Source organism: Neobacillus sp. FW104-15D2, from assembly GCF_058790155.1.
On sequence record NZ_JBYTCJ010000025.1, the window covers coordinates 36,369 to 54,788 of the forward strand.

Below are 18,420 nucleotides of genomic sequence, written 5' to 3' on the forward strand. Positions count from 1 at the left end.
TAGGGAGGTGTGCAATAATGGATCACATGATTTCTCACGACAATCAAATGATTGTAGCTATCCTCCTTGGGGCCTTCCATGGATTAAATCCAGCAATGGGCTGGCTGTTTGCTGTGTTTCTAGCCATTCAGCGAAACAGCCAGCGTGTTCTCTTTTATGCATTAATTCCAATTTCGGCTGGCCAGCTGCTGGGTGATGGCCTTTTAATTACTATACAGACAATCGCCAGATTTCACTTACCCATTCATATTGTTCACACTGCCTTATCTTTCATTATTTTACTTTATGGACTTTATCGTCTTCTTAGATATTATCGGCACTTTAAATGGTCGGGCGGTTTGAATGTAGGTTACCTTCAATTGGTGTTATGGTCTTTTCTTGCCTCATCTACTCACGGATCAGGTTTGCTGCTTGCCCCATTTATCCTAAATGCTCATAGTTTTATGGATATTCTTCCATTATGGATTGTTCATGAAATGGGAATGGTGGCAACCATGGCAGTAATCGGGTTTTTAGTATATCGTTTTGGAATCGCTAAATTCAGAAATTATATTGTCAATTTTGAACTGATATGGGCAATTCTTTTAATAGGGGTAGGTATCATTTTGATTTTGATGAATGGACAAATGGGGCAGGGCCATATTCATTAAGACGCATTGGGGATGAAGAACAAAATAGGATATCTATCTAGATATCGTATATAATGAATTCTTTAAGAATTTAGAACATCATGTGTGTAAAGTATACTCTAAGGCGTTCTTAAGGAAGGTTATCCATGGAGGATCTTTTTGCTAAATGACATACCATTTGTAACGAAAAAAATAAGCACTTCCAAAGAACAATATAAGAACACTTTTACGGAAAAAAGTAGCATTCAATTCCTTATTGATATCAGGTTCTTCCTATAATAAAAGCACCATAAAAACCTTTCTTTTTCAAATTCATAGTTGACTAATCGGAAATATAGGATTAATCTGTTGATAGGCGAATAATCTATTTTCCGATAGGACTATCAAAGACTACAAAACTCCTCCTTTTAACAGGAAAGGAATTGTGGTCTTTTATTTTTTAAAAGGGGAGAATGAGAAAATGAAAGACTACAGCTACGTTTTAGATTTAGAGTGTCCAAAATGCAAAAAAACATTTGAGGTTAATGATATACATCAATTATGTATTTGTGGTTCACCGTTATTAGTCCGTTATGATTTAGAGAAAATGAAGGAAAATGTGTCCAGAGAGGATATTGCTAATCGTAGCAATAGCTTATGGCGCTATCACGAGTTACTGCCAGTCATTGATGAGGAGAATGTTATATCACTCGGCGAAGGAATGACACCGTTTGAAAAACTGCCATCTCTTGGATCAGAGTACGGGTTAAATCATTTATACATAAAAGATGAAGGTATAATTCCAACTGGTTCATTTAAAACAAGAGGTGCGAGTGTTGGTATTTCAAAGGCGAAAGAACTAGGTGTAACGCAATTAGCAATGCCGACAAACGGTAATGCTGGTGCAGCTTGGGCGTTATATGCGGCAAAAGCAAATATTAAAGCTACGATTGTTATGCCTTTAGACGCTCCGCAAATTACTCGTAAAGAGGTGTATATTGCTGGTGGTGACTTACATCTAATCAATGGTTTAATTAGTGATGCAGGCAAGGTCGTTGCCAAGTTAGTTAAAGATCACGGAGTATACGATGCCTCTACACTTAAAGAGCCATATCGGATTGAAGGTAAAAAGACAATGGGCTACGAGATTGTCGAACAATTTGGCTGGAAAGTCCCAGATGTTATATTGTACCCAACGGGTGGCGGAGTAGGCATCATTGGAATTTATAAAGCAATTATTGAGTTACAACAATTAGGATGGATCGAGGGTGAAAAACTTCCTCGGTTAGTAGCCGTTCAAGCTGAAGGGTGTGCACCGATTGTAGAGGCTTGGAAAGAAGGTAAAACTGAATCTGAATTCTATGAAAATTCAACAACTTGCGCATTTGGAATCAATGTTCCTAAAGCTTTAGGTGATTTCTTGGTCCTAGAAGCGCTTTATGCAACAGAAGGCTGTGCCATTGCCGTATCAGAAGAGGAACTATTGAAGGCACAAAAACAGGTAGCTGCTTTAGAAGGAAACTTCATTTGTCCAGAAGGTGCTGCAACATTTGCTGCTGCTAAGCTTCTGCGAGAACAAGGCTGGATTCAGGCAGATGAACATGTCGTGTGTCTCAATACAGGTGCAGGTATAAAATATCCTGAAACCGTCGAAATCGAAGGTGTAGAAACTCTTCAGCCGGGTGAAGAAATTCGCCTGTAAGAGTTGTAATCGCGTCATCCAATGAAGAGCTTGTTGCATTTGATTTTACAACTAGCCTAAATCAAGGAAAGATGTTGTTGCGGTAGCATCTTTTATTTAGGCTCTTTTGGAAGAGATTGCTGTAAGTTTCAGAAACTGTGAGCAAAAATAGACGCGATCCTCGAAAATGCATTCGCATTTTCTTTGTGCGGTGTTGATTCAACGATGCAATCTCAACGTCCTGCGGGAAAAGCAAGCCAGGCGTGCTCCTGCGCCACAGAATATTCGTAGAAGCCAACCTTCAGCTCGTCGCAAAGTTGCAAGTAGCTGTACACAGATGCTTATCACGAAGTATTTCAGGCAGTAGCTTGATTGCCCGCGGAAAGCGAGTCTATTATAGCTTTTATAAACAACAAAGTTTACGAAAAGAGCCTTTATTTAATAATCGAGAGGTTGGCTCTATAAAATTTCAGGTACCAATAATGTACAAAGCAGTCCATACATTAAGTTGGACTGCTTTTTGTGTGAGTTTTTTTACGAATAAACCTACTGAATACAAGGGTCACTTCTTTGATTCTTCTATTAAAAGCCATTAAAAAAAGAAAACATTGTTGGCGGCCATACATAAACATTCGGGCATTCTTTAGCCCGGTTTTTTTGCGTTACATCAGAATAGAGATTTTATTTTTAATAACATTTCCTTTTCACCAAGTTTTCACCGTTGTCCTATAAACTCCTAAGTATCAAGACGAAAGGAGGACAAAGAAATGAATAAGAAAAAAATTATCTTTTGGGGTGTAATTGCCGCTTCAGTGATTTTGTTGACGAATTTACTTCATAGCCTTTTAGGGGGACACCGGGGATTTGCCGGCGGACCACATGGAGGACATGGCAGGGGGCCTGCAGGAATGGGACAAGCAAGAGGCCATGGGCCACAAGGAGGATTTGGCGGCCAACACCAGTTTATGAACGGCCCTCACGATGGCGGTTTTCCTTGGCTCGCAATCCTAATCGGAATGGCTGTTCTGGTTCTTTTAGTCAGATGGCTAAGAAAAAAAGGAAAGACATCTTCTATGAACGAGTTTATTGATACCTCTTTACTTAACACACACACACCGGTTATAACACAAAATGCCAGAACCCTGGATCAGTGGGAAAAAAATATGATGAATAAAAAGGAGAATGAATAAAATGGGTATTTTTAAAAGACTAAAAACAATAACAATGGCAGAAATAAATGGATTATTGGATGGTATTGAGGAACCAATCGCTATGCTGAATGAATACTCCAGAGAAATGGAGCAGGAGATTGTTAAAGGTCAAAAAGCACTAGCTAGACAAATTTTTGTCGAAAAAAAGCAAGAGATACTTATTTCTGAAACGAAGTCATTAGTAGAAAAGAGAACTCGCCAGGCCAAGCTTGCAATTGACCAGAGTGAAGAAGAAATCGCTAAATTAGCTGTCCAGGAAAAACTTACTCATGAAAAGCAGCTAAGCCTTTACCAGGAACAGCTTGAGTCAATTAAAGGGCAAACAAAAATTCTTTTGGAAAAATTAGAGCAGCTAAAAGTGACCTACGAACAGATGCAGCAAAAGAAGATCATTCTTGCTTCAAGAGCCAATGTTGCACAGTCTATGAAACAAATCCAAAAAGCCACAGATTCCTTCCATACAGATTCAATAGCGAGAGGAATGGCACGTGCAGAAGAGAAAGTTTTACTCATGGAGGCAGAAGTACAAGCTGGTAACCAATTACCTGCTCCATTAGCAGATTATCAAACCGGATTTGAAAATACATTCAGTGATGAAGAGGTTAACTCAGAGCTTGAAAAGCTTAAGGGTGAAAAAGAAGTAGTTTTGGCTAAATGATAACCGAAAACGAAAGGAAGCATCCCGTATGATCGGTGCTTCCTTTTCTTAGCTAATAAGAGGTTTTATCCATAAATTCTGAACGCATAAGCAAAACTATGGGATCTGCAAAGGGCTTGGCGAATGCCAAGCTTATCTATTAAGTATGGAAGGAGAGTGGATATGAGTATTAAAATGATGATTCTATTGTATCTAGTTATTTCATTGGCCGGGAGCCGGCTTCCTTATTTTAGAGTGTATCTATCACACTTTTATAATCTTGTATCTAAAGTCATCACCGTTTGTCTGGAAGGAGGGATGGCGAATAAAATTAAACTGTATAAAGATGGATCAGGAGAAACGACAAGCCCCTCCAGTTCCTTTTTCAAAAAAAACGTTATTGTTTATGCCGCTAATACAGGTACGTTACTAGCCACCATTGGAATATTTTATTTAGTGGATAAAGGCAGATATCTTGAAGTGGTTTACGCTTTTATTGGTGTGCTAATCCTCGCACTGATGTTATGGATTCGCAATATCTTTGGGGCTGTTTGGGTGTTATCTATTACTTTATTATTTATAGTTCCTTTCTATTTCCATTATAAAATTGCTTTCGTACATTTTAGTATTTTCCTCGCCTCAGTGATCTTAACACATTCTTTCCTTCATGCTTTCAAAGTGTGCAGACAAAGTATAGGCCGTACAAATGGTGAAAAGGTATCGCTTTTTTCAGGGATGAAAGTCATTCCTGGATTTGCTTTAGGGATTATCCTCCTAGGGCAATCACTCTATGGAGGATTATTAATCTTTAAAAATTTCTTAAGCTAAGATTAAGGAAGCGAAGGTAAGATTCGGGTTATAAAAGAAACTCGAATTTTAAGGAGAACTGTGATGAACATCCTATTAGCTGAAGATGATGAACGTTTAGGGGAATTAATCGTATATATGCTAAAAAAGAAAGGCGGATACAATGTTGAATGGGTGATGGATGGAGAAGATGCTAATTATTATGCCAGTTCAGCCTACTATGATGTAATCGTGATGGATTGGATGATGCCTAATGGGACTGGAATAGAAATTTGCGGCCGCTTACGAAAGCAAGGTTACTCAGGAGCCATCCTCATGCTAACCGCCAAAGATACTATCCAGGATCGGATTGTAGGATTGGATTCCGGAGCAGATGATTATCTTGTAAAACCCTTTGAAATAGATGAGCTCTTGGCTCGTTTACGGGCGCTTAGCCGCCGAAACTACGCTCCAATAAAGGAAGAGGAAATAAAGATAAAGGATTTAATTCTAAACCGAATGAGCCACATTTTGGGAAATGGAACGGAAACAGTCCAATTAAGTCCACGGGAATTTCAATTATTGGATTTGCTTTTACAAAATAAGGGTCAGGTCTTGCCAAGGGAAATTATTCTCGAAAGGATATGGGGAATGGATTCTGAGGTTGCGCCGAAAACGATTGATGCAACGGTGAAATTAATACGCAAAAAGCTGGGATCCCTCGGTAAACAAGATTTGCTTCAAAGCATTAGAGGGGTGGGATACCGGCTTGAACAATAAGTTTATCGTATTTCTGCGAACCATAACAAACCTGCGGGAGAAGGATGTGTTTAAAAGCACACAAGGGCAGTTAACCCGTATTTACAGTGGTCTGATGATGTTATTTCTTCTGCTTTTTATCGTCATTGTTTACGCTGTTCTCCATACGGTTATCATAAAGAATCAAGAAAATGAACTTCAATCGTTAGCAGAACAGGAAGCAAGATTTATTGAAAACTATTTAACAAAAAATGCGCACAGCAGCCTCCACATGCAGGACCAGGAGGTCGTTTTTGCAGGTGCAAATCAAACTTTTTATTATGTGGTTGATACAACGGGCCGAATGATGATGAGCAATCAGGCGGACTCCCGATTAACTCCAGAATTGCTAGGGCTTGTGAAGAGAGATTTCCAAAATAATCAGCAGATTAGTGAACAAACCATACATATGGGAGGAAATCATAATCCAAGAGGAAAAAAGATGGAATTTCGCCCCCGAGAAGAGCCAAACGATATCCGTCTCTTGATGGCAAGTAAACCTATATACGAAAATGGAAAATATATCGGCCAGCTTTATATTGGGAAAGACATATCGTTTGCCTATCAGCTATTGCATTGGCTGTTTTGGATTCTAACGGCTATCGGCATTCTATTTTTGGGGATTGCTTTATACATTAGTTTTATTATGTCAAAAAGAGCGATGATTCCCATCAGCGGAGCATTTACAAGACAAAGAGAATTCGTTGCTGACGCCTCACATGAGCTCCGTACACCATTAAGTGTTTTGTTATCATCGATTGATGCAATGGAAATGACGATTGAACCTCAAAAGGAGGATTTTATAGGAAAAGTAGTTTCGAATATGAGGCAGGAAGTAAAGCGAATGACCAATCTCGTTAGCGATTTGTTAACACTGGCCCGCTCGGATTCAAATTTATTAGAGACCAGGGCAGAAGTATTTGATTTTTGTGAACAGGGGGAAAAAACAGCAGAATCAATTCGCCCTCTTGCTGATGCAAAGGAAATTACCCTTGAGTTAAAAAAACCTGCCGCTATACCTGTAATCGGAGATCCTCAAAGATTATCGCAGTTATTATACATTCTTTTAGATAATGCCATTAAATACACTCCGAATGGAGGAACTGTAAAATTATTTTTGTCTCATGAAGGAAACGATCTGTTTATTAAAGTCCAGGATAGTGGAATTGGTATCGAGGCAAAGGACCTTCCTCATATTTTTGAACGGTTTTATCGTGCTGATAAATCCCGGGGAAGACAAATGGGGGGGCATGGTCTTGGACTTTCGATTGCAAAGTGGATTGTGGATACCCATCATGGAGCAATCAAAGTGAGCAGTGACATAGGAAAAGGAACTGCCTTTACTGTCTGTCTCCCTATATATACGAATCTATAAACCTCTAAAAGAAAGATTTTGGGCAAGAAAGGGATTTGTAACTTAAAAGGGGATATAAATAGACCAGAGCTGTCATTTTGGCAGCTTTTTCTGTATAACAAAAAAGGAGTTATCGAAATAAAAATACTTACTAAAAGGCAGGGGAACAAAGACCGAATACAGTATTACTTGGGCTAATAGGACTAGATAAATAAAATTCACAAAAACTTCTTAAGAAACTCCTTCAAGTGATACTTTTAAAATCCCAACATATGTTTAATTAACCATTTAGTTTTTTTGGAAGGGAGCTAACCCCTCATGCAAAGGGTAAAATTTATGATTAAAGTGTTTTTGAATGAACCTTTATGGTTCAAATTAATAATCTCTATAACTTTTCTAGCTTCCATTATTTTAAGCAGTTCATACTTTTCAAATCAAGCGTATTTGCAAAGTAGCTCCAAATTAGCAGCGGCCATCTTCTTTTTGAGTTATGGAATTAAAATTAGGAGGAGTTTTGGAAAAGCTCTAATCTTATTTGCATGCTCTGTTCTATGTATTTACCTGTCCATCATGGCATTAACTTAGTAGGATACTTTTAATATGATGGATAAAACTTGTTGCGAATTAAAACAACCACAAAAAAGAGAAATAGAAGGACTATTTCTCTTTTTGATTGTTTAATCTAATTTATCCTGATTTTCCTTTTCATAGGCGATAACTACAACTTTCTTGTTAGCCTTTTCGCTAAGCTTATCCTCAAGAGATTTTAGCTCATCAACCAAATTCTCCGACAGGTTAGCTGCTGTATAGGACTGTGAATCCATCTTCATCACCTCTGCTTTTATAACAGTATTCTTTCCGTCTAAATTGGAGTGTATTCAAGCTTTTTTTCTAAAACGCTGCGTAAAGGATCAAGGGAATTCTAATTGATCTTAACCCAGGGATTAAATCACATTACTCTTTCTTTAATTCAGAAAAAAGGAATTTCAGACTATGTTATTTAAAGGGGAAATCGTTTCATTATAAAAGACGAGAATTACTAATCAATAAAATAATCAAGGAGGTTAGACAGTTGAGAGCAGCCACTTACAATTCTTATGGTCCGCCTGAAGTCTTACAGATAAAGGATGTTGAAACTCCATCCATCAAGGATGACGATAGAGTGTTGATCAAAGTGCATAATGCTTCGGTCAATGCATATGACAATCTGTTCCGAAAGGGCTATTTGCCTACAAGGTTAGAGAACGGGCTAACAAAACCCAAAAATCACATACTGGGCATAGACGTTTCGGGTACGGTTGAAGCGGTTGGCAAAAACGTACACAGATTTAAGGAGGGAGATATTGTTTTTGGGAGTTGTTTGGGATCCCACGCAGAATATGTCTCCCCGCGTCAAGATGTCCTGAGTCTTATACCGAAGAACGTAAACTTTGCGGAGGCGGCGGCTATACCGTGTGCTGCTCAGACGGCACTGCAAGCGTTGAGAGATGTAGCACAAATAAAGCAAGGCCAATGCGTCTTGATCTATGGTGCATCTGGCGGTGTCGGGCACTTTGCTGTTCAGCTCGCCAAATACTTTGGGGCTGAGGTAACAGCAGTTTGTAGTACCTCGAATCTTCAGTTTGTTAAAGACCTTGGGGCAGATTACGTAATTGATTACACTAAGGAAGATTTCACGGATAACGGAAAAAAGTATGATGTTATTCTGGATGCGGTTGGTAAAAGGACCTTTTTCAGTTGTTTGCGTTCGCTAACCGAGAACGGGGTTTATATTACAGAACATCCAATCTACCCCAAATATCATCCATTACAATTGATGATAAGTTCTTTAATTGGTCGGAAAAAAGCTAAGGCACACCTTGCAAAACCTAATGTCAGCGATCTGGACTTTTTAAGTACACTTATGGAGGAAGAGAAAGTAAAACCCATTATTGAGATGTGCTATCCTTTGGAACAAATCGTAGAGGCTCACAGGCATATTGAAAGTGGACATACAAAGGGGAAAATTGTCCTTAATATCAATTAGGTGTGATTTATACCTTCCGATATTTTTATTTTTTTCGCTATTAGGCGTTTTTATTTTTCAATTAATTATGGCTTTAATTGAAAAATAAATCGTTAAATAACAGAGAAAACTCGCTAATATTTTAAAGTGAGTTTTATTTTTTTTAAAACACTTAAAAAACTTAATTTAAAAATTTAACTTTAGGATAAGCCACAATGGTTATGAAGAGAGATAAAAGTAATGAAACTATGGATTAGGAGACGGCTGAGTCGCCTCCTCCTAATCAATTAAAAGTAGTATTAGTATTTATACTTTTGAATGATCAGAGTGGAAAAAAAATTTAAGCCAATACATAATTACTTGCTTTATATAGAAGTTTCCGTTAACATAAAAAATATAATTTCTACATATTGATTTAAATTTTTATTACCAACTACATATAGTAATGCCTTGAGATGCGATGCCGTTTGGCTTAAAAGGGAATCTGGTTTAAATCCAGAACTGCCCCCGCAACTGTAAATGCAGACGAAATGAACAAACCACTATACAAATTGCTCGGAAATGGGTGCTTGTATGGGAAGGGTTCAAAGTAGGGTGAAGCATGAGTCAGGAGACCTGTCATATCTTAAGCAGTTTCACTTCCTCGGGGATTGGGAAGATGAAACGATGGCAATCAGAAGGTTTATCCATTGTAATTTCATTCCTTTTGATGTGATCGTTTCATCCGCTCAATTACATGAGCGGATTTTTTATTTTATTGGAGGGAATAACCATGAATAAACAGTTGGATGCGGAATACTTGAGGGTCATGAAAGCTGTTGAGACTGCAGCAGAAAAGTTTGGATTAGATGCAGCCGAATTAAAAAACAGATTGGCAGAATTGGAGATATCAGAACATGAAGCCAACAACCAGGCAATGTTTTATGCATTGAACAATATTACTATTGATCAGCCAGAGTGGTCCTATGTTGCTGCCCGATTATATTTGAATGAACTATATCGGGAAGCAGCGAAAAATCGAAAATATGATGAAGTTTTACAGTATGGAAATTTTTACGAATTAATAGAAACCCTAATAAAAAAAGGGATTTATTCAACTGAATTATTAAGTTCTTTTACAATAGAAGAAATAGAGGAACTCTCAAAGGAAATTAAACCAGAAAGAGATCAATTATTTAATTACATAGGATTATTTTTACTTGCAGATCGTTATCTTGCCAGAGATTACGAACGAAAAATTTATGAACTCCCACAAGAAAGATTCATGGTTATTGCTATGACTTTAATGATGGAGGAGGAAAAATTAAAAAGAATTTCGCTTGTTAAAGAAGCTTATTGGGCAATGAGTAATCTTTACATGACTGTTGCAACTCCTACCTTATCAAATGCGGGTAAATCATACGGACAATTGTCCTCCTGTTTCATTGATACTGTTGAGGACTCACTTGATGGTATCTACTTAAATAATTGGGATATTGCTAGGCTAAGTAAGGACGGCGGAGGAATTGGCATTTATTATGGAAAGGTACGAGCCCTTGGTTCAGATATTAAAGGTTTTAAAGGAATGTCGTCTGGTGTAGTTCCTTGGATCCGCCTTATTAATGACACTGCTGTAAGTGTGGATCAACTTGGCCAGCGGCAAGGGGCTATCGCTATTTATCTGGATATTTTCCATAAAGACATTATGAATGGGTTCCTTGATTTGAAAACCAACAATGGAGACGAGCGCCGAAAAGCTCATGATATTTTTACAGGTGTCAGTATTCCTGATCTATTTATGGAAAAGTTGCTCAATACAGATGAATCGGGCAGAAGTATCGGCTTATGGCATACCTTTTGTCCGCATCAAGTAAAGCAGCAAATGGGATGGAAGGATGAAAAGGGAAATCCGCTGGGACTTGAGGATTTTTATGATGATACAGATAAAAAGGCGTTTACTGAGAAATACACTGAGGCGGTAAATAATCCTTTACTTCCGAGAAAAACATATCGGGCAATGGATATCATGGCGCGTATCATGGTTGCCCAGCTTGAAACAGGCACACCATATATGTTTTATCGGGATGAAGTGAACCGTCAAAATCCTAATAAGCATCTTTTAGGAAAAGGAAGGACATCTATTTATTGCAGTAACTTATGTACGGAAATTGCCCAAAATATGTCGCCTACTTCTATTATAAAAGAGTACCAAAATGAGGATGGTGACTTAGTCATTGTTCGCAGGCCCGGAGATTTTGTCGTTTGTAACCTGTCTTCTATTAATTTGTCAAAGGCTGTTCCTGCTAATGTACTAGAAAGATTAATTCATATACAGGTTCGGATGCTCGACAATGTGATTGATTTAAACACAATAACCGTTAGACAAGCTCAAGCTACAAATAAAAGGTATAGAGCTGTAGGTCTTGGTACCTTCGGCTGGCATCATCTTCTGGCCTTGAGAGGAATCTATTGGGAGTCAGAGGAAGCAGTACAATATGCCGATCATCTCTATGAAGATATAGCTTATTATACGATTCGTGCTTCAAATGAAATTGCAAAGGAAAAAGGTACTTACAGCCATTTTTGCGGATCGGAATGGGAAACAGGAAAATATTTTGAAAGAAGGCAGTATTCTTCAAATCGATGGAAGCAACTCCAGGAAGAGGTGGGGAAGACTGGAATTCGAAATGGATGGCTTATGGCCGTAGCTCCTAATTCTTCAACTGCAAAGATAGGCGGATCTACAGATGGTATTGATCCCTTATATTCAGTGGAATATGCGGAAGAGAAGAAAAACTTTAAATTTAAAGTGACCGCTCCAGATCTCAACCATATCACATACGAATTTTACCGTCGTGCCAGACATCAAATTGACCAGACATGGAGTATACGGCAAAATGCCAAACGGCAGAGACATATTGACCAATCTATTAGCTTCAACCTTTACGTTAAGCATGATATTAAAGCAAAGGAATTATTAAACATGCATTTGGAAGCATGGAAGCTTGGATTGAAAACGACCTATTATGTACGGAGTACCTCTCAGGCAGAAATAGAGGAATGTGAAGCTTGCCATAGCTGATCAAAAGGGAGAATAAAGATGAATATTAATATGCCTTTAAATAAGAGTAAACTATTAAGTCCAATCGATCCAAACCGCTCAACTGGTATTGTAAACGGAAAGTCTTCAGGGTTACTCAATTGGAACGATATTGCCTATCCACAAATGTATGATTTATATCAGACCTTATTGTCGAATTTCTGGAAGGCTCAGGAAATCAATATGCAGGATGATATTAAACAATGGGATTCGCTTTCAGCAGTTGAACAGGATATTTTCCTGCGAGTTAATACACAGCTTGCATCGTTGGATAGTCTCCAAACACCCACAATGAGCCAGGTAATGGACTATGTGACAGATTCGAGCTTTAAAGCGATATTTGCAGTGATAGCCCAACAGGAAGCCGTTCATAATGAATCATATTCATATATTCTAAGTTCCTTAGTCCCGCTGAGCGAGCAGAATAAAAGATTTAATGAGGCAAAGGAGGATCCAATTGTTCAGAAAAGAAACGTACTGATTTTAGAAGCATATGAAAATTTCAGGCAAAATCCTTCTCCTCAAAGACTATTTGAACTGGGTATTAACTCTATTAATTTAGAAGGTATATATTTTTATGCTGGCTTTGCCTTTTTCTATAATCTCGCCCGCCAGCAAAAAATGCTTAAAACTAGTACGATGATCAGCTATATCCAAAGGGATGAGATGCAGCATGCCTATTTTATATCACAATTTATAAGAATTCTTTTATCTGAAAATCCAGACCTAAATACAGAGGAAAACATTCAATATATATATGATGCAATTGGAAAAGCGGTAAGTCTCGAGAAGGAATGGGCCCAAGTCATTTTGAAAGATATGAATGGAATTGATTTAAAAGAATTCGAGGGTTATGTTGAATATTTAGCAAATAAAAGACTGCGTCAGCTTGGACTCGGGAATTTATATGAGGATGGAAATAATCCAATGCCCTGGATACATGTATTTAGCGATGAGATGATCAATGAGACAAAATCAGATTTCTTTGAACAAAAATCCCGAACTTATACTAAAGTTACCCAGTCAAACGGTTTCGATGAACTTTAAAATAGCCATTATTTATGCTTCGGTCACTGGGAATACAAAAAGCTTAGTGGATTTATTAGCCAGCTGTTTCCGTACCTATTCTGTCTCCCTGGAAATATATACTGCATGGGAGTTCACAGTCGAGAGGCTGGCGGACTTTGATTCTGTTATAATTGCGACGTATACATGGGGAAGTGGAAGTATTCCCAAAGAAATGCATAAAATTTTTAAAGGTTTTGAAAGGCAGGATGTAAAAAACCTTATTACAGGAGTTGTTGGAACAGGGGACAGCTTTTATCACAATTTTTGTGGAGCTGTTGATGCATTTAGGGACATGCTCTTTGTCCATTCAACCCTTGCCGCTACGTTAAAAATTGAGTTATCTCCGCAGTCAAAGGACTGTAGCCGTTGTATTAAATTTGCTGAATCTATATTAGGACGACTACAGTTAGAAGTGATATAAAGGAAGAAGAATAATAAAATATTAATACTTATGAGAGAGGTGCATTAATCTTAAACGGTTAATGCACCTTTGTTTTTCGGTATTCGTGCCTATATCTGTTAAAGAGCCGCTGAGTCTCTGAATCGCTCCTGCATTTTCGATCAACTTATTCAAAAATTAAATTCCATAATATTCGAGATGCTTCTGAAGCCAAGCTTTTCATAAAGCGATTTAGCAGAGTTGCCGGTGAAAACATTTAGCTGAATGGTATCTATCCCTGAAGATTTTAGATTCTGTATAGCCGCCTTGATTAAATTCTTGCCGATCCCATTATTTCTGTTGCCGGGAAAAACATACAAGTGAAAGAGGTTGCCAAAGGTTTTACCCGTCATTACATTTCGCTCTACCCCTAATAATGCCCATCCTTTTAACCAACCATTTTCTTCGTCAACAATATAATAAGCTCCATTTCTTATAAGGGGAAGAAACATGTTATAACCGCTTTGGACGTTGTTTATGGAATAACCTATAGTGCTCTCTTCTATTACTTGTCCGGTAAGCTTCAGAATATAATCCGTCTCCATTTCGTTGGCTAATCTAATTGTCATAACAGCACCCCTAAAAAAGACATTTTTGAATTAATATATATAAAAGGGAGGCTGTAAGTGCCTGAACTAAACATTTTAGTAAAAAGTACTATAATCTTATCTTTTAAGAGCCTCAGAGGACATTAAATAAAAAGAAAATGGCATTCTTTTGCATTGAAGAGTATAGGGAAAATTATTACTTCATTTTGCTTTTCAAAACCTTGTATAGGGGGCGAATTGGATTAACAGTAGGGTAAGTTTTTTTACTGTGAGAACGGCCAAAGCAAGCAGGTAGTGCCTCGGGGAAACGTCGTTCATCAATGCTATAAGGAATTATTGCCATTTATTATTAAGTGTGTAAATATCTGTTTGATACTAAAAGTAATGAAACTATAGATTAGGAGGGGGCTAAAAGTCTCCTCCTAATCCATCAAAAGTGAACTTTGTTAATTATACTTTTTTTAAAAGGGGCACTTGAACTGTTTAAAGAGTATATTGTTCCAAAGTACTTTCCCTAAATACTCCTTTGGTCTGAATAAATCTTTGAATCCTTTTCATTGATTCTTGAAGCTGTTCCATTGAGGCTGCGTAGGAACAGCGAATATATCCTTCACCACACTCACCGAACACATTACCAGGAACGACAGCTACTTTTTCTTGAATGAGAAGCTCCTCTGCAAATTCCTCCGAGGTAATTCCAGTTGATTTGATCGAAGGGAAGACATAGAAGGCGCCACCGGGAGTATGGCATTCCAAACCCATTTTATTAAGAGACTGAACCATATAGTTCCTTCTTCGCCGATAGCTGTTTCTCATATTTACTACTTCACTATATGTATTGCGAAGGGCTTCCAGGGCACCATGCTGCAGCATATGCGGAGCACACATGATGGTATATTGGTGGATTTTCAGCATTACCTGAACCAATTCGGCTGGTGCTGCTAGAAACCCTAATCTCCAGCCTGTCATGGCAAATCCTTTTGAAAATCCGTTGATTAAAATGGTTCTCTCGTACATTCCCTCGATGGATGCAAAGCTGGTAAAGGCTTCGTCATAGGATAATTCAGCATAGATTTCATCAGAGACCACTAATAAATCATGCTCTTCAATAATCCTTGCAATTTCCATTAACTCTTTTTTGGTAAGTGAACTGCCTGTTGGATTGTTAGGAGAACATAGCAAAATAGCTTTTGTTTTTTCCGTTATTGCCTTTTCAATTTGTTCCGGTGTTACCTTAAACCCATTTTCAGGTGATGTTGAAATGGGCACAGGTTTACCGCCGGCGATAGATACTAACGGGCCATAAGAGACGAATGCAGGTTCCACAATTAATACTTCATCGCCTTGGTTCAATATGGCACGGAAAGCTAAATCAAGTGCTTGACTGGCTCCAACAGTGACAATGATTTGATTTTCGGCTTTATAACTGACACCAAAGATGTTCCGAAGGTAAGAGGAGATTTCTTCCCTTAATTCAAGTAAACCCGGATTAGCCGTATAGGAGGTAAAACCTAGTTCTAAAGATAGAATGGTAGCTTCTCGTACATTCCAGGGAGTAACGAAGTCTGGTTCCCCAACCCCTAAGGAAATGACGTCTTTCATCCCTGCAGCCAAATCAAAGAACTTCCGGATGCCGGAGGGCTTAAGCTGATTTGCAGTTTCGGAAATATAGGAAGAGTAATCCATACTCATGGTGTAATAACCATCCTTCTGTCTTTGTCATTCCCGCGGTCGAATACCACACCGTCATGCTTGTATTTTTTTAACATAAAATGAGTAGTGGTAGAAATAACATTTTCGATGGTTGATAATTTTTCTGATACAAAGGCAGCAATTTGATTCATTGATTTTCCTTCTACAGTAATTGATAAATCATAGGCACCTGACATGAGATACAAGGAGGACACTTCTGGAAATCGATAAATTCGTTCTGCTACATCGTCGAATCCCACACCCCGTTTAGGAGTTACCTTTACATCAATCATGGCGACCACATTTTCTTGGCCTTCCACTTTTGTCCAGTCAATCAATGTCGGGTAACTGATAATAATTTTTTCCTGTTCTAATTTCTGAATGGTATTTTTGACAGTTTCCTCGCTCGATAGAACCATAGAAGCAATGGTTTCAACCGGGATTTTATTATTTTCCTCAAGGATTTTCAAAATTTCTAGTTCTTCACTGCTAAGTTTCATTTCATCGCTCCTCAACTTTACATAAAATCCTTCATTAACCTGCCAATTGATTTTTGTGTACCAATATAAACTTAATGACTAACTAAATAATATTAATATTTCATTTAACCTAGAATAAAAGAGTTAAAACCTAAATCAATACTCGCCACTTGATGGATCTTGGTTTAGCACCATGCTGCCTTAACGCTTTAGGGAAGGGAACTTATAATCATTGTATTTTTAGGTATTGTATCACCTATATCGAAAGAAGGTAAATACATTCTTAGTAAAAAAAGCAACTAGACTAGTACCATTCAAGGCAGCATTTTTGTTATATAACTAACATTAAGTATCTTAAAGAAAATAAAAATACTAATACCTAAAATGTCTGCTTGATGGTTAAAAAAAGAGGAGAGCAATTAACTCATCGAGCTATAGATTGGTGATGAGACAGTATTGAGGGTTGATATATAGAAGTAGTGAATTTGCTTTCTTTATTGAGGGAGTTGAGATATTTTGTAAATGGCACCCTTTGTTTCTCAATAGGAATCAATAAAAATGGAGCTGCATTGCAGCTTTATTTTAATTGGTTTATTTTGCTTTCCTCATAGGCAGTTACTTTTTGCAATAATATTATTGCTTTCTGAATTGTCAAAGTCGCTACTTACAACAATAATAAAAACGCTTTCATGAAAACGTTTTCTATGTTATTCGAAAAGTTAAAATTGACTGAAAAGTATAATTATATTATTATTCTAATATTAAATCTTTTTCGTTTAGCGAAAGGATTTCCTATCATCATAGAGAGCGAAGGTGTATTTATGTCTCAAATGCTAGCATTGTTTATTTTAATTCTTATTTTATTTATTGGGGATTTGGCAGCTATACGTACTAAAGCGTGGGTTCCGTCCATTTTTATCTGTGCCATCCTTTTTCTTGCTGGATATTGGACTTTCTTCCCTAAAGATATTGTTTCGATCGCCGGTGTACCGCCAGTTGTTGCAACCATGTTAATGTATCTTTTAATTACCAACATGGGAACATTGTTATCTTTGCGAGAGTTAAAAAATCAATGGAAAACCGTTGTAATTGCTCTTTCTGGGATACTAGGAATCATTGCATTTTTGTTCAGCATCGGAACATTTATTTTTGGTTTTAAAACAATTGTTGTCGCTATTCCTCCTTTAGTTGGTGGTGTTGTATCTGCCTTAATAATGTCAGAAGGAGCAAAGGAAGCGGGGCTCACTTCTCTGTCGGTATTTGCCATTGTCATATACGTTATGCAAGGGTTTGCAGGATATCCACTCACCGCAATTATGTTGAAGAAAGAAGGAAAAAGGCTCCTTAATCAATATCGTAATGGTCAATTGGCAGTAAACGAAACAGTAAAAACATCCGCTGAAGTAGCAGCTTCATCTGAATCGGCACCGATTGAACTAAAGATTTTTAAAAACATGCCGGAGAAATACAACACGGATTTTTTCAAATTTTTGAGGCTTGCCTTTGTTGCTTTTCTTGCTTATGAAGTTTCAACTTTATTAGCACCTGTTGTTTCTATAAGCCCGTTTGTCCTTTGTTTATTATTTGGAGTTATCGCAAAAAGTATCGGTTTCTTGGAAAAACAGGTATTACAAAAAGCAAATGGTTTTGGTTTAGCCATCATGGCCCTTATGCTATTCATCTTTGATGGATTAAAACAGGCAACACCAAGTATGATGCTTGAAATTCTATTTCCTCTTATTGGTACGATTATTTTAGGCGTGATAGGAATGTTTATCTTCTCTTTCTTTGCAGGTAGAGCCTTAAAAGTTAGTAAAGAAATGGCGTTTGCCGTTTCCTTAACGGCCTTATATGGATTTCCAGCTGATTACATCATTACAAATGAAGTAATCAAATCTTTAACAGATGATGAAAAAGAAAAAGAAGTCTTAACAAACAAAATGCTGCCGCCTATGCTTGTTGGTGGTTTTATCACAGTAACAATTGTTTCGGTGGTTTTGGCAGGTATTTTTGTGAAACTTTTGTAAAAGAACGG

The 18,420-nt window shown here is 37.6% G+C and carries 17 protein-coding genes and 1 riboswitch; of the genes, 13 read left to right on the forward strand and 4 right to left on the reverse strand.

The features are described from left to right. The first annotated feature begins 17 nt into the window (after nucleotides 1-17). From AC3WR0_RS18345 to AC3WR0_RS18375, 7 genes are all read left to right on the forward strand, one after another. Nucleotides 18-650: a hypothetical protein gene (locus tag AC3WR0_RS18345; RefSeq protein ID WP_492553666.1), complete on the forward strand. Its 633-nt coding sequence runs from the start codon at nucleotides 18-20 to the stop codon at nucleotides 648-650. Nucleotides 651-1,089: 439 nt separating this feature from the next. Then, nucleotides 1,090-2,310: a threonine synthase gene (locus AC3WR0_RS18350; protein ID WP_492553667.1), complete on the forward strand. Its 1,221-nt coding sequence runs from the start codon at nucleotides 1,090-1,092 to the stop codon at nucleotides 2,308-2,310. Between the two features lie 746 nt (nucleotides 2,311-3,056). Beyond that, complete coding sequence (locus AC3WR0_RS18355; RefSeq protein ID WP_492553668.1) at nucleotides 3,057-3,479, forward strand: hypothetical protein; 423 nt, start codon at nucleotides 3,057-3,059, stop codon at nucleotides 3,477-3,479. Between the two features lies 1 nt (nucleotide 3,480). Next, nucleotides 3,481-4,158, forward strand: a complete 678-nt coding sequence (locus tag AC3WR0_RS18360; protein WP_492553669.1) for a PspA/IM30 family protein — start codon at nucleotides 3,481-3,483, stop codon at nucleotides 4,156-4,158. A gap of 162 nt (nucleotides 4,159-4,320) precedes the next feature. Further along, the gene (locus AC3WR0_RS18365; protein WP_492553670.1) at nucleotides 4,321-4,965 is read left to right on the forward strand and encodes a M50 family metallopeptidase; all 645 of its coding nucleotides are present in this window, start codon (nucleotides 4,321-4,323) and stop codon (nucleotides 4,963-4,965) included. Nucleotides 4,966-5,028: 63 nt separating this feature from the next. Continuing rightward, a complete protein-coding gene (locus AC3WR0_RS18370; protein ID WP_492553671.1) occupies nucleotides 5,029-5,703 on the forward strand; it encodes a response regulator transcription factor in 675 nt (224 codons plus the stop codon). Beyond that, nucleotides 5,693-7,096, forward strand: a complete 1,404-nt coding sequence (locus tag AC3WR0_RS18375; RefSeq protein WP_492553672.1) for a sensor histidine kinase — start codon at nucleotides 5,693-5,695, stop codon at nucleotides 7,094-7,096. The genes AC3WR0_RS18370 and AC3WR0_RS18375 overlap by 11 nt, the downstream gene beginning before the upstream one ends. 656 nt (nucleotides 7,097-7,752) lie before the next feature. Here the strand turns inward: AC3WR0_RS18375 and AC3WR0_RS18380 are convergent. Beyond that, nucleotides 7,753-7,899 carry a hypothetical protein gene (locus tag AC3WR0_RS18380; protein ID WP_492553673.1) on the reverse strand — a complete coding sequence of 49 codons (147 nt, stop codon included), beginning with the start codon at nucleotides 7,897-7,899 and terminating at the stop codon, nucleotides 7,753-7,755. A gap of 248 nt (nucleotides 7,900-8,147) precedes the next feature. On the opposite strand from AC3WR0_RS18380, the gene AC3WR0_RS18385 reads away from it, so the two are divergent. The 5 genes from AC3WR0_RS18385 to AC3WR0_RS18405 all read left to right on the forward strand — a co-directional run bounded on the left by AC3WR0_RS18385 (nucleotide 8,148) and on the right by AC3WR0_RS18405 (nucleotide 13,648). After that, nucleotides 8,148-9,101, forward strand: a complete 954-nt coding sequence (locus AC3WR0_RS18385) for an NAD(P)-dependent alcohol dehydrogenase (RefSeq protein WP_492553674.1) — start codon at nucleotides 8,148-8,150, stop codon at nucleotides 9,099-9,101. Between the two features lie 420 nt (nucleotides 9,102-9,521). Then, nucleotides 9,522-9,717, forward strand: a riboswitch (cobalamin riboswitch). Beyond that, nucleotides 9,675-9,860: a hypothetical protein gene (locus tag AC3WR0_RS18390; RefSeq protein WP_492553675.1), complete on the forward strand. Its 186-nt coding sequence runs from the start codon at nucleotides 9,675-9,677 to the stop codon at nucleotides 9,858-9,860. Its footprint overlaps the riboswitch before it by 43 nt. Beyond that, on the forward strand, nucleotides 9,853-12,141 hold the full coding sequence (locus tag AC3WR0_RS18395; RefSeq protein WP_492553676.1) for a ribonucleoside-diphosphate reductase subunit alpha: 2,289 nt from the start codon (nucleotides 9,853-9,855) through the stop codon (nucleotides 12,139-12,141). Before AC3WR0_RS18390 ends, AC3WR0_RS18395 begins: the two co-directional genes overlap by 8 nt. A gap of 18 nt (nucleotides 12,142-12,159) precedes the next feature. Then, a complete protein-coding gene (locus AC3WR0_RS18400) occupies nucleotides 12,160-13,206 on the forward strand; it encodes a ribonucleotide-diphosphate reductase subunit beta (RefSeq protein ID WP_492553677.1) in 1,047 nt (348 codons plus the stop codon). Continuing rightward, nucleotides 13,196-13,648 (forward strand): flavodoxin domain-containing protein, encoded by a 453-nt coding sequence (locus tag AC3WR0_RS18405; protein WP_492553678.1) that lies wholly within the window; start codon nucleotides 13,196-13,198, stop codon nucleotides 13,646-13,648. Before AC3WR0_RS18400 ends, AC3WR0_RS18405 begins: the two co-directional genes overlap by 11 nt. 149 nt (nucleotides 13,649-13,797) lie before the next feature. Here AC3WR0_RS18405 and AC3WR0_RS18410 read toward each other — a convergent pair whose 3' ends face one another. The 3 genes from AC3WR0_RS18410 to AC3WR0_RS18420 form a co-directional block, all read right to left on the reverse strand. Then, nucleotides 13,798-14,235, reverse strand: a complete 438-nt coding sequence (locus tag AC3WR0_RS18410; RefSeq protein ID WP_492553679.1) for a GNAT family N-acetyltransferase — start codon at nucleotides 14,233-14,235, stop codon at nucleotides 13,798-13,800. A gap of 462 nt (nucleotides 14,236-14,697) precedes the next feature. After that, nucleotides 14,698-15,906 carry an aminotransferase gene (locus tag AC3WR0_RS18415; protein ID WP_492553680.1) on the reverse strand — a complete coding sequence of 403 codons (1,209 nt, stop codon included), beginning with the start codon at nucleotides 15,904-15,906 and terminating at the stop codon, nucleotides 14,698-14,700. Next, the gene (locus tag AC3WR0_RS18420) at nucleotides 15,903-16,406 is read right to left on the reverse strand and encodes an Lrp/AsnC family transcriptional regulator (RefSeq protein WP_492553681.1); all 504 of its coding nucleotides are present in this window, start codon (nucleotides 16,404-16,406) and stop codon (nucleotides 15,903-15,905) included. The genes AC3WR0_RS18415 and AC3WR0_RS18420 overlap by 4 nt, the downstream gene beginning before the upstream one ends. Before the next feature lie 800 nt (nucleotides 16,407-17,206). Between AC3WR0_RS18420 and AC3WR0_RS18425 the strand changes: the two genes are divergently transcribed. Continuing rightward, a complete protein-coding gene (locus AC3WR0_RS18425) occupies nucleotides 17,207-18,412 on the forward strand; it encodes a hypothetical protein (protein WP_492553682.1) in 1,206 nt (401 codons plus the stop codon). Nucleotides 18,413-18,420: the final 8 nt, after the last annotated feature.

Bases quoted from the DNA above. Each gene is read 5' to 3' on its own strand.
- AC3WR0_RS18345 (WP_492553666.1), top strand. From the start codon at position 18: ATGGATCACATGATTTCTCACGACAATCAAATGATTGTAGCTATCCTC.
- AC3WR0_RS18350 (WP_492553667.1), top strand. From the start codon at position 1,090: ATGAAAGACTACAGCTACGTTTTAGATTTAGAGTGTCCAAAATGCAAA.
- AC3WR0_RS18355 (WP_492553668.1), top strand. From the start codon at position 3,057: ATGAATAAGAAAAAAATTATCTTTTGGGGTGTAATTGCCGCTTCAGTG.
- AC3WR0_RS18360 (WP_492553669.1), top strand. From the start codon at position 3,481: ATGGGTATTTTTAAAAGACTAAAAACAATAACAATGGCAGAAATAAAT.
- AC3WR0_RS18365 (WP_492553670.1), top strand. From the start codon at position 4,321: ATGAGTATTAAAATGATGATTCTATTGTATCTAGTTATTTCATTGGCC.
- AC3WR0_RS18370 (WP_492553671.1), top strand. From the start codon at position 5,029: ATGAACATCCTATTAGCTGAAGATGATGAACGTTTAGGGGAATTAATC.
- AC3WR0_RS18380 (WP_492553673.1), bottom strand. From the start codon at position 7,899: ATGGATTCACAGTCCTATACAGCAGCTAACCTGTCGGAGAATTTGGTT.
- AC3WR0_RS18395 (WP_492553676.1), top strand. From the start codon at position 9,853: ATGAATAAACAGTTGGATGCGGAATACTTGAGGGTCATGAAAGCTGTT.
- AC3WR0_RS18400 (WP_492553677.1), top strand. From the start codon at position 12,160: ATGAATATTAATATGCCTTTAAATAAGAGTAAACTATTAAGTCCAATC.
- AC3WR0_RS18405 (WP_492553678.1), top strand. From the start codon at position 13,196: ATGAACTTTAAAATAGCCATTATTTATGCTTCGGTCACTGGGAATACA.
- AC3WR0_RS18410 (WP_492553679.1), bottom strand. From the start codon at position 14,235: ATGACAATTAGATTAGCCAACGAAATGGAGACGGATTATATTCTGAAG.
- AC3WR0_RS18415 (WP_492553680.1), bottom strand. From the start codon at position 15,906: ATGAGTATGGATTACTCTTCCTATATTTCCGAAACTGCAAATCAGCTT.
- AC3WR0_RS18420 (WP_492553681.1), bottom strand. From the start codon at position 16,406: ATGAAACTTAGCAGTGAAGAACTAGAAATTTTGAAAATCCTTGAGGAA.
- AC3WR0_RS18425 (WP_492553682.1), top strand. From the start codon at position 17,207: ATGTCTCAAATGCTAGCATTGTTTATTTTAATTCTTATTTTATTTATT.